The sequence below is a fragment of the Dysgonomonas sp. UBA7630 genome (genome assembly GCF_002483985.1).
Lineage (GTDB): Bacteria > Bacteroidota > Bacteroidia > Bacteroidales > Dysgonomonadaceae > Dysgonomonas.
The window spans coordinates 46172-56597 of sequence record NZ_DLIY01000024.1 but is presented as its reverse complement, the minus strand read 5'-3'; the positions used below and the strand labels follow the sequence as shown (position 1 = coordinate 56597).

Below are 10426 nucleotides of genomic sequence, written 5' to 3'. Positions count from 1 at the left end.
ATTAACACTGGATTTTCCATACCAGAAACAAAAGAATATTTATTAAGAGTACGAGATACTTTTTTATTTGCCTGCTACACAGGCTTAAGACACTCTGATTTATATAATCTAAGAAAATCAGACATAATCGGGGATCGGATGTATATAACGACAGAAAAAACGGCTGATAATTTAGACATACCCATAAATAAGCCTGCAAATAATATTTTGAATAAATACAAAGATGTATATTTTAAAAATGACAAAGCATTACCTGTCATTAGCGTTCAGAAAATGAATGACTACATAAAAGAGTTGTGCAAATTATCAGGGATAAACGATGATATTAGACTTGTACACTATAAAGGAAATCAAAGAATAGAAACAATTTCTCCTAAACACGATTTAATAACATCTCACACCGGTAGGAAAACTTTTATTTGTAACTCTTTGCATTTAGGGCTTTCCCCTCAAACCGTAATGAAAATTACAGGACATAGCAATTACGAGGCAATGAAACCTTACATAGAAATTACAGACTCTGATAAAACAATAGCAATGTCTAAATGGGATAATGTAAATACTGATAAAGAGACAAACAATGATTTGTTAGAGCAGTTAAAAGAAATACCCAAAGAGGAACTCTTAAAGCTACTATCAGAGATGAATATAGAGGCTAATATGGAGCCTCAGGCTAGTGCCACCCCCGATAAACCTATAGCACCAAAAAACAAAAAGAAACAGGCTGATAGCGTTAAGCAAACAAGGCTATTTGATTAAAATATTTACCTGATGTGCTATTTTCTCACTACTATTTTATAGCTTTGAAAAAAAAAGATATGGTAATTATATATATACTAGTATTTAGCTTAATCGTTGGCTTAGTTCTGTCTTTATCTACGAGAGCTGGTAGTAAAAAATCTGTAGGTAATTTTAAAATATACAATGACTCACATAAAGGAACATCTTTTGCTTCATTGGAAAAGTGTAATGATAAAACTCTGGAAATAGTCGAAATTCCAGATGAAGTAACGGGAATAGGAGCGAATTGTTTCAGCAATTTCAATAATTTGAATATCGTTAAATTTAATAATCAATTGAGAATTATTGGGGACAATTCCTTTTCTGGATGTGTTAGATTAGAGTATATAGAAACTCCTAACAGTTTACTGAAAATAAATAGAGAATCATTTAAGGGGTGTATAGGGTTAAAGAAAATAGTTTTAGGCGAAAGAGTAAATACTATAGGATACTTTGCGTTCAACGAATGTCCTAATATCGAAACTATAGAATTAAAATCGTTTACTCCGCCTGATGGCGATGAGACATCATTTGACGGAATTGTAAAACAATCTGCAATACTTATAGTTCCAGTAAATACAAAATCGCTATATGCGTCATCCCCAATGTGGAATCAGTTTAAATATATTCATGAGGCAGTATTTTTATGATAATATTTTGTTTATTAGCAAAATACACAACCGACCTACTTATCGCAAGCAAGACGGTTGTATGATATAAATATTATATATATTATTCTTACAGAGGCTGTCTGACTGAATTATGGCTTCAAATAATAAATACAAGCAAAACTTACATAGAATAACCTGTGTTTAATTGATATTATAGGTCTTCCCCCTTTGCATTATTGTACTCATTATCGTAAAATATTGATATATAGTATTTTGAGTATTCTTTATTAATCATAAACCAAACAGATCGCATAGAACATTTCTTTATAATAGTCGACCAAGTATCCACTAAAATATCCTTTTTTAACTCTTCTGTAATATTAGGTAGCTCTTCTTTTGTATATTTTGATAATATAGAAAGTTCTATTTCTTTACTAATAGTTGTCGAGTCCAATTCTGCGGGAAGTTGATAATAACTAGCCTGATATCGTTTGTTCTGAACTAGCATTTCGTAAGATATATTTTCTTCTTCTGATAATGTGTAGTCTGATAAAGATGCTGATAAATACTTTTTATTCCTATCAAACTGTCTGCAGAGTTCGTTGAATCTTATTTTTATATCAGTCTCACTGCTAGGATTAGCATCAATCACTGCAATTCGATATACCTTATCTCCCTTCGTTACAATATGTATATTGACATTTGTGCCATTAAACTCACCAACCAGAATATCTTTATCTATTAGACTACTTTTATAACCTTTTGCCTTCAATTTCTTTATCATTTCGGACTTGTTTCCATCAACAGGTATACCAAGAAATTTAGTTACTTCATCTTGTGCACATAAAGAGGCAGAGAGGATGAATAGCATTAAAATGAGTAATGACTTTTTCATATCTATTAAGTTTAAAAATTGATAATTGCGTAAAAATAAAAAATATTAATAAAATATTCCTAAGGAGCTTCACTTTTATGTATCTAAAAACTTATTATATTAATTAACTTTTTTTACATCCATAAAAGAACTATCAAATTATTGTTTCTATGGTATTCTAACTTTTGTGAAAGCTAATATGGATTAGTTTTTAACATTATAAATAATTTATAATGATATATATAAATTAGTTGCTTTAAAAAAAAAGTGTCATTTACAAGTTTAAATAATATAATATTTTTCGAGAATAAGAGAGAATGTTATTTGGTTCTTCTTCATAGTGTTTGCAACAAAACAACAAGCAATAATCCCGATACAACAAGGGCACTAGCTAAAAACTAATGCCCTGTTTATCTATTAGCTTAGTACATACTTTTTCTTTAAAAGTTCCTCGCTGTCTGGCTCATGCATGCTCGTTAGTAGTAATTTATCTAATTCTATGGGCGAATATTCCCTTGTGTCATAATTATAAGACAACATCTCATCTTCGGAAAAATCACCACGTGCCCGAATTATTCCTGTACGTGAAGGGAAATCGTGAGCATATACCAAAGCATGATATTTTAATAGCTCATTTTTAGCTTCAACGTACGCATTTAAACGCTCCAGATAGGTATAATGGTATTCTTTAGCTTCGACTGTATATAACGGCTCTATTTTAGCTTTATAATCCCTAATTAAGCCTATTTCCTTACTGTCATCATTCCATACAAACAAATCAAGATTAAGCATTTCTGACTTGTTGTATATGGGGCGTCTCATCCAATCGACTTTAGTTTGATATGGTGCAAAAAATGCTGTATAGCTTTCTTGTACCTCTTTTTTCTCCTTTGTCAAAAAAAACTTTTTCTGAGCCTCTTGTACAATTCTATCTGTAAGGGTTGCTATTCCCTCTCTACCATTTTTTATAATAGATATAGCTATGTCAAACGTGAGGAAATCACCTAAACCATTATCTTTGAACTCACATAAAAGTTTATTACAGTCAACAGTAATACTTTCAACTGCTCTTATTGCTTCATCGAATTTTACCTGATTCAAAGTGTTAAAAACGGCTTTCATTTTATCTTTACTCATTACGTATATATTTTAGTTCTCTATTTACTTTATTGGCTTCCAAAGGGGCATTTCTATTGACTTTAATCTGTACAAAAACACCCTGAAAAGCCTTATTTATTAGATTTATTTTTGATAGTGTATTTTCATTTTTTCTATCAAAGTGTAAAGTGAAGATTGGTTGTAAAAACAACCATTTTGTATTTACTAAAGCTGTTACCCGCCGTAAATTTTTGAATTGTTTTCGAGGGGTTATCCTTTCCCCACTTTTTCCTATTTTACTATAGTAGCTAGACAAGGTTCTTTTCATTCTCTTTTGCCCGTTCTATTTGCTCTAGTTTAGTCTTTTTCCATTCTTTCACCCAATTGGGAACTGTATCAGATGGATCAATTTTACTTTCTTTAAAAAATGGCTTCATTTCGTCTGATAGTTCGTTGTAGTCTGATTCTGTAATGGTGTAGCTGTAAGTTTTAATTTTGATTTCCATTTATTGTATTTGTTAAGTGTTGTTGTTATTCTTTTTGTTTACATTTAGTCGTTTATCTAATCAAAATCAGGCGAATACTCTCCCATACCGTCCTGCCTATACTTGTTAATTATCTCTTTATCATAGTTATATATTTTAGTTCGTTTGTTGTAGTATTTCTGTTTAAATCTGTCGTATTTTTCTTTGGTATTAAAGAAGAAGATAGTATCACTGTCTAGTTTTATTTTATATCCTTTGCTTAGATCGGGCGACTCAATGCCTAATTCTTTTAGCTTTTCTCTAGTCTCGATTGCAATGGTATTGATATATCCGTATTCTTCTATTTCGTCCATGTATTTGTTTGTGTTGTTTCTAAGTATAATATAAGAAGAAAACAACACTTATGCAATCAGAGAAAACCGCTAAACCTGCACCAAATCAAAGGTTTCAATAAGGTCTAATACTGATGGATTCGATAAGATCATTTCTTTTATATCAGGTGAAAATGTGTCTGTATTAGCTTTCTCTGTAGGCTCTGATATAATTACATTCTCTTCTATTGCTTTTGGCTTAACAAGATAGCTGTGTAGCAGATCTCCTATATCATAACCTTGCTCTTTTTGTTCCTGTGTACAAGCTTTCTCCAAATATGTAGAGACTGAAATATCGTACCTTTTTGCCTTGTATTTTTTGGCTATTTGCTGCCATTTAGCGAACGTTTCTCCCGTCTTTGATGTATCAGGGAACAGAAGGATTTTACGGTCTCTAATCGGCTCTAAACTATGCTCATTAAACCAATCTCTTGCACCTGTAGCCATCCAAATATATTTGGGTCTTTCGCCTGATGCTATAACAGCAGATTTTTCGCCCTCAACAATACAAACAACCTTATTTTCATTGTGTTTAGCTCTTATCTGGTGCATACCAAACAAACAACCTCTATAATTGAACTCATCATTCCCTGATAAAGCCTTATGAAGTAAGAAGCTATCTTCTACTTTTGATCGTTTACCCGTCTCTTTGTCGTACTGTTGACGTTTAAGCGATCTTAGTTTTCCGTTTTCGTCTATATAAGGAAACGTTATCGCACCATCCGTAAAGCTGCCAATAAAGAATATGTCTTGTAGGTATTTAACAGTCCACCAATCGAATAAATCCAATAGGTAGTAATTAAAGTTGTTACTTCGTGATGAATTATATTTATATTCCTTTCCGCTTCTTTTTGATATAAAACTTCCTGATTCTACAAATTTAGTATCAAGAAAGTCTGTCGGTTTGGGTGGTGTTTTGGGTATTGATTTGTATTCTTTTACTTCCGTTTTATCTATAAACTCTCTGGGCGGGTTATGGCATCCGCAATTGTCTGATCTATCGCATCGACCGCAATTCTCATCAATATAGTTGTTATCTGCATCTACATATCTGACAAAGGTTTTCTTATTGCACGAAGGACAAAAGTGTTTACGGCTGGTCTTATCGAGTTGAAATATGTATGTCATTATTTTTGATTTTTGCATTGTTACATCAATAGAAAAGCTTAGTGAGTAGTGCGTACAAGTGCGTACATTGCGTACCCCTACGCATAGTACGCACCCCTACGCATTTGTTAAAACTTTACTAATTCTTTTCGTATTTCTTTAATATATCCCGCACTCTTTTTTCACTAATACCAACTCTTTCTGCGATTTTCCTTCCAGATAAACCTTGGTTTTTTAATGAAACGATTTCAAGGTTGCGATCTTCTATATCTCCCTCTGTCTGTTCTTTGACTAACTCAACCTCCGCACATGATTTGTTATATTTAAAATGTAGAAGTGAATTTTCTTTAACAACATCATAGACTGACACATTTTCTCTATTATATATCGCCTCATCAGTTCTACACTTCAATTGAACAACATATCTCTGATTCGGGTCGAATGAGTTTCTTCCAATCGAGAATATTGCATCAGCGAAATTAGTTTTCATCTTAGAGCCTTGCAGATCGGTTAATTGTATTGGTCTGTGTGGATCGGTTTTTTTATTATGTTCTAATAATAACAACGTCAATCCTTTTTCAAACTTTAGATTATTAAGTTTATCCATTAATGGCTTTGCTGACTGTGCTTTATCTGTATCACCTGATATAAGTCTAGTCATATTGTCCACTATTACAATTTTAGCCCCAGTACCATCTATTGCAGATACTAAAGACTGCATAAAATAGTCATCATAGCTAACCCCATCAGGAACAAAAAAAGGACGTTGAAACTCGACACGAAGAAAATTCGAGTTAAACTGATAGTGTTCTCTGTAATCATTGCTGTATCGTTTCTCAAACTGCTTCTTTGATAACTCTAAGTCTAAGTAAAGCACTTTGTCTGTTTGGCTTATATGCTCAGCCATTTGATAAGCAAAAATACTTTTACCTATCCCTGTATCGGCAAATAATATTGTTATTTCCCCTTCATTCATCAAACCATAATACAAATCTCTAGGTATGGGTTCTTTGTTAGCTTCCATTAGATCGTTATACGCTGTATTTACTCTAAAAAAGCCGAAAGAATGAGCAATCGCATCATGTTTGCCCCCTGTTAGTGCACTGTTAGGAGTTACAACCTCATTGATTAATTCTTCCATATCAGAGTCGAATCCTTCCATCGATAAAGGCATTTGTTTATCTGACTTATTTTCACTACATTTAGTCATAATCAATTGTTTTTCTCCCTCTGTTTCTCCGATTCTGTGCCCTGCAATCTCTGCGGGGCTTGTTGTTTGTGTCATGCTTTACGCCCTCCCTTTCTTCTTCCTGCTAGTTCTAAAACCTTTTCACGATTCCATATAATCTTCCTTCCTATTTGAGTGTAAGCTCCGTCTAACTGCCCAGACAATTTAACGTTTGCTGCATTTGCCCTTGAACAACCTAGAATTTCTGCTAAGCCGTCATATCCATAATAATATTTTTTTTCTTGTGGTGTTGATAAATTTGTTAGTTCTGTTCTGATAAGCTGAATAAGCTCGTCTTTTGTCATGTTAGATACTAAGGTGTTGTTCATCTTGATTGTTGTTCGTTGTTAATGCCAATTCTCTCTCTAATACTTCTTCATCAAACAATACTTTCTTTCGACTAATTATGATAGCCGAAACAATACCCATCTTACGCCATCGCATAAGTGTCTCCCTACTGATTCTGTATTTATTACAGACTTCAGCAATAGTCATTTTTTTTGCCATGTATTAATTTTATGGTTTATACTGGCACTCCGAAATAGATAGATTGTCGATTTAATTAGATAAGAAAAAGATATTCCAACTTTTAACAGTTATTTTTATGATGTTAACTCAAGAAGTTGTATCTTTGTTTTGCTTAAGTATCTAATGTACCAACAATAAATTTATTTCAGGGTGCATTAATTAAAAAAATAAAAAGGCGAGTGGATAAGTTACAAGTTATCTCCTTGCCTTTTCTTTTTGTTGACGCTTCAACTAAAATAAATATAAGTAAATAATTTTTATTATGCAAATCAGAATATAGTATACTACATTAAAGCCTATATACTTTCTATATCAAATAATTAATAATCAGGATATAATCAAACTAAAACTTTAACTTTTCCATTGGAAAGTAGTTCGGTTTTTTGCCAAAAAAAAATTGAGAATCATGATTTACGAGAGTACCCGCCCTTTATAGAGGGGCGGGTATAGGCTTATATTACTTTATCTATTCTATTATTCTTGTTTGGGGAGGATATGTATTAAAAATAAAAAGAAGTTCTTATAGGTCTTTAAAATCAGTTGCTAATTTGAATAAAATGATATCTAAAAGTTGTAAAACACTTCTTATAGGTTTAGATGTCGGTATATATAGTATAAATGTAGGGTGTAAGAAGAGATAGGAAAAATGTTAAAATAAAGCACCCATCTATACATTTTTGGGTGTATAAATGGGTGTTGTTTTTATAATTTACTGATATTCAGTGTTAGTTGTGGAGCATATCGGACTCGAACCGATCACCTTTAGACTGCCAGTCTAACGCTCTAGCCAGATGAGCTAATGCCCCCGATGAAAGCTGTGCAAATATATACAATTTTCGCTAATAATGCCAGATATATAAATAAAAAGAGAACTTTATCTCTATTTACCTGCATACTGTGAGCAGTATTCCACAGCAGACTTAATATTTTCCAGATTATCAAAATCCAGCTTATTTTCCTTAATATATTTCTTGATTTCTTCTTTGTGAGCTTTGAATAACTTTGCTAATGAGTCTGGCGAAGAAAAGCGCTTCTGTGTATTATTAATCTTTATATAATAGAAATTATCAGGCTTGTAATTAAATTTCTCGGAAACGTTCAGTGGAATAGTACGTCCTTCTTTATTAATTACACTTACACTCGTAATAGCGCTTGTTGTAGATGTCGTACCATAACCACTCGGTTTTCCCTCCGATACAGCTTTATATCTCCATTGTATATAAAAAATGAAGTTATTATAATTAATCCGTTCGTAGAATAAATTGCCTTTTATTTGCTCAAACATTCGGCCTTCAATATTGATATATGAAATATCCGAAGGATTGACTATCTCTAGTAAAGCATTATCCGAAGGTGAGAGGAAGAGCATCCTTTGATTTAAAGGATCATAATTAAGCTTTGCATATACAACTGCACCATTTTTATATACAGCTTTTCCATTTTTAAATTCATCGAATATATATACATTGTCTTCTTGAGCTTGCAGTTCCAATGATACAAAAAAGAGACTAAAGAATAACGATAGAAGAAGATATTTGTTTTTCATAATAGGCATTTATTTAAAGCTTTAACAAAGAAAATAAAGTATTTATAAATCTACAAATAATTCAGTATTTATTCTCTTTAAACAGTAAAAGTCCTGATAACTTCAGGACTTTCTTATATTTTATTATACAGAAATTTCAGATCAAATATCCACAACGAACTTTTTTAGCTCTAAACTCAATAGAGGTTGGGGTACCGATTGCTTTATTTCCGAAATTATTATATCCAAAACTCTTTCTCTCAAAAATTCTTTACGAGTAACCAAGCTGATTTCTCTTACCGGTGAAATACCTTTCAGCGGACGCACATTCTTTTTTTGTTGTTCGGTAAGATCTTCTATAGCCATCTCCGGAATAATAGTAAGCCCACTATTATTATCTACAATATTGATCAGTGTGCTTATGCTTCCTGCTTCGTAAGAGAATAAAGAATGTGAGCTTTTACGCTTACGCATATTACAAATTCTCAATATCTGTCCTCGGAAACAATGAACTTCTTCAAGCAACCACAGACGGTTTATATTCAGATCATCTTCTTCCAACTCTTTTTTTGCATAGAGTGATGTTTCGCGGGGAGAAACGTAAGCATAAAATCGTTCGTAATATATCGGATGTTCAGATATCTTATCATTTTTAAGAGGTGTAGCCAATATAGCACCATCTAAGGCCCCGTTCAACAACTTTTCTATTATCTGACCGGTTGTGGTTTCTTCTATTACCAGAACAATATCATAACCATTTTCGTCATGAACTTTCATTAATTTAGGTAATAAATAAGGAGCTATAGTAGGGATTATACCCAGTTTAAACACACCTTGAACTATTCCTTTCTCTTCTTGGATTATTTCTTTTATTTGCTTTACTTGCGATACAATGACACGAGCCTGATTTATGATCTGAATACCAATAACAGTTGGCTGAACAGGCAACTGACTACGATCAAATATTTTAACCCCCAGTTCATCTTCCAATTTCTGGATCATCATACTTAGGGTAGGCTGCGTTACAAAAGAAGCTTCAGCCGCTTTTGCAAAGTGGCGGTGATTGTCCACTGCAATAATATACTCCAGTTGCTGTATGTTCATATCTACGGTATTTAGTTAGTGTTAGTATTCTCTTTGTCCAAATATTGAAGAACCTACTCGTACTATAGTAGCTCCCTCCTCCACTGCTATTTCATAATCATCAGACATTCCCATAGAAATTTCGGAAAACGAATCAAAATCATGGAAATAGTCTGCTTTAAGTTCATCATAGAATAGTTTCAGGCTGCGAAACTCTGTTCTTATCAGGTCTACATTGTCCGTAAAGGTAGCCATACCCATTACCCCTCCAATATATGCATACTTCAACTGCTTCCAAAGACCTTCATCCAGCATCTGCCGACAAGTATCAAATGATAAGCCATATTTAGAATCCTCTTCAGCGATATGAATTTCTAAAAGACAGCAAATACGCCTATTTACACTTGTTGCCTGCTTATCTATTTCCTGCAAAAGCTTCCAACTATCAACACTATGAATAGTATGAACATATGGAACGATTGCTTTCACTTTATTTGTTTGAAGATGACCTATAAAGTGCCATTCTATATCTTGTGGCAACTGACTATGCTTCAGATCTACCTCTTGCATCCGACTTTCACCAAAAACCCGTTGACCGTTATCATAAAGTTTCTGTATAGCTTCTACAGGATGAAATTTAGATACAGCGACAAGTTTTACAGTTTCAGGTAAAGTCTCTTTTATTTTATGTAAGTTATCTGATATATTCATTTCAAGCCGGTAACACAATATAATT

14 protein-coding genes and 1 tRNA gene are annotated in these 10426 nt (G+C 32.8%); 2 read left to right on the top strand and 13 right to left on the bottom strand.

The window, feature by feature from the left end; translation table 11 throughout:
- Positions 1-759: site-specific integrase (locus B3P17_RS10850; RefSeq protein ID WP_291105454.1), on the top strand; the 759-nt coding region annotated here is incomplete at its 5' end.
- Positions 760-803: 44 nt separating this feature from the next.
- Positions 804-1430 carry a leucine-rich repeat domain-containing protein gene (locus B3P17_RS10845; RefSeq protein ID WP_291105452.1) on the top strand — a complete coding sequence of 209 codons (627 nt, stop codon included), beginning with the start codon at positions 804-806 and terminating at the stop codon, positions 1428-1430.
- A 172-nt stretch (positions 1431-1602) separates the two neighbouring features.
- On the opposite strand, the gene B3P17_RS10840 is transcribed toward B3P17_RS10845, so the two are convergent.
- From B3P17_RS10840 to B3P17_RS10780, 13 genes are all read right to left on the bottom strand, one after another.
- Positions 1603-2286 carry a hypothetical protein gene (locus tag B3P17_RS10840; RefSeq protein ID WP_291105450.1) on the bottom strand — a complete coding sequence of 228 codons (684 nt, stop codon included), beginning with the start codon at positions 2284-2286 and terminating at the stop codon, positions 1603-1605.
- Between the two features lie 396 nt (positions 2287-2682).
- A complete protein-coding gene (locus tag B3P17_RS10835) occupies positions 2683-3402 on the bottom strand; it encodes a hypothetical protein (RefSeq protein ID WP_291105448.1) in 720 nt (239 codons plus the stop codon).
- Positions 3395-3691 (bottom strand): hypothetical protein, encoded by a 297-nt coding sequence (locus tag B3P17_RS10830; protein ID WP_291105446.1) that lies wholly within the window; start codon positions 3689-3691, stop codon positions 3395-3397. The genes B3P17_RS10835 and B3P17_RS10830 overlap by 8 nt, the downstream gene beginning before the upstream one ends.
- Positions 3672-3869, bottom strand: coding sequence for a hypothetical protein (locus B3P17_RS10825; protein ID WP_291105444.1), 198 nt, complete (start codon positions 3867-3869; stop codon positions 3672-3674). Before B3P17_RS10825 ends, B3P17_RS10830 begins: the two co-directional genes overlap by 20 nt.
- Positions 3870-3925: 56 nt before the next feature.
- Positions 3926-4201: a hypothetical protein gene (locus tag B3P17_RS10820; protein ID WP_291105442.1), complete on the bottom strand. Its 276-nt coding sequence runs from the start codon at positions 4199-4201 to the stop codon at positions 3926-3928.
- A 69-nt stretch (positions 4202-4270) separates the two neighbouring features.
- A complete protein-coding gene (locus B3P17_RS10815; RefSeq protein ID WP_291105441.1) occupies positions 4271-5347 on the bottom strand; it encodes a DUF6371 domain-containing protein in 1077 nt (358 codons plus the stop codon).
- Positions 5348-5465: 118 nt separating this feature from the next.
- A complete protein-coding gene (locus B3P17_RS10810) occupies positions 5466-6611 on the bottom strand; it encodes an AAA family ATPase (RefSeq protein WP_291105439.1) in 1146 nt (381 codons plus the stop codon).
- The gene (locus B3P17_RS10805) at positions 6608-6883 is read right to left on the bottom strand and encodes a DUF3853 family protein (protein ID WP_291105437.1); all 276 of its coding nucleotides are present in this window, start codon (positions 6881-6883) and stop codon (positions 6608-6610) included. The genes B3P17_RS10810 and B3P17_RS10805 overlap by 4 nt, the downstream gene beginning before the upstream one ends.
- Complete coding sequence (locus B3P17_RS10800; protein ID WP_291105435.1) at positions 6861-7061, bottom strand: helix-turn-helix domain-containing protein; 201 nt, start codon at positions 7059-7061, stop codon at positions 6861-6863. Before B3P17_RS10800 ends, B3P17_RS10805 begins: the two co-directional genes overlap by 23 nt.
- A gap of 753 nt (positions 7062-7814) precedes the next feature.
- A tRNA-Ala gene (locus tag B3P17_RS10795) sits at positions 7815-7888 on the bottom strand.
- Between the two features lie 74 nt (positions 7889-7962).
- Positions 7963-8628, bottom strand: a complete 666-nt coding sequence (locus B3P17_RS10790) for a hypothetical protein (protein ID WP_252636422.1) — start codon at positions 8626-8628, stop codon at positions 7963-7965.
- Between the two features lie 141 nt (positions 8629-8769).
- Positions 8770-9711, bottom strand: a complete 942-nt coding sequence (locus B3P17_RS10785; RefSeq protein WP_006842748.1) for a hydrogen peroxide-inducible genes activator — start codon at positions 9709-9711, stop codon at positions 8770-8772.
- A gap of 21 nt (positions 9712-9732) precedes the next feature.
- Entirely contained in the window at positions 9733-10401 is a 669-nt protein-coding gene (locus tag B3P17_RS10780; protein ID WP_252636423.1) for a YggS family pyridoxal phosphate-dependent enzyme, read from the bottom strand.
- Positions 10402-10426 lie beyond the last annotated feature (25 nt).

Coding starts and splice junctions, on each gene's coding strand:
- B3P17_RS10815 (WP_291105441.1), bottom strand. CDS start 5,347: ATGACATACATATTTCAACTCGATAAGACCAGCCGTAAACACTTTTGT.
- B3P17_RS10790 (WP_252636422.1), bottom strand. CDS start 8,628: ATGAAAAACAAATATCTTCTTCTATCGTTATTCTTTAGTCTCTTTTTT.
- B3P17_RS10800 (WP_291105435.1), bottom strand. CDS start 7,061: ATGGCAAAAAAAATGACTATTGCTGAAGTCTGTAATAAATACAGAATC.
- B3P17_RS10780 (WP_252636423.1), bottom strand. CDS start 10,401: ATGAATATATCAGATAACTTACATAAAATAAAAGAGACTTTACCTGAA.
- B3P17_RS10810 (WP_291105439.1), bottom strand. CDS start 6,611: ATGACACAAACAACAAGCCCCGCAGAGATTGCAGGGCACAGAATCGGA.
- B3P17_RS10830 (WP_291105446.1), bottom strand. CDS start 3,691: ATGAAAAGAACCTTGTCTAGCTACTATAGTAAAATAGGAAAAAGTGGG.
- B3P17_RS10840 (WP_291105450.1), bottom strand. CDS start 2,286: ATGAAAAAGTCATTACTCATTTTAATGCTATTCATCCTCTCTGCCTCT.
- B3P17_RS10805 (WP_291105437.1), bottom strand. CDS start 6,883: ATGAACAACACCTTAGTATCTAACATGACAAAAGACGAGCTTATTCAG.
- B3P17_RS10825 (WP_291105444.1), bottom strand. CDS start 3,869: ATGGAAATCAAAATTAAAACTTACAGCTACACCATTACAGAATCAGAC.
- B3P17_RS10835 (WP_291105448.1), bottom strand. CDS start 3,402: ATGAGTAAAGATAAAATGAAAGCCGTTTTTAACACTTTGAATCAGGTA.
- B3P17_RS10820 (WP_291105442.1), bottom strand. CDS start 4,201: ATGGACGAAATAGAAGAATACGGATATATCAATACCATTGCAATCGAG.
- B3P17_RS10785 (WP_006842748.1), bottom strand. CDS start 9,711: ATGAACATACAGCAACTGGAGTATATTATTGCAGTGGACAATCACCGC.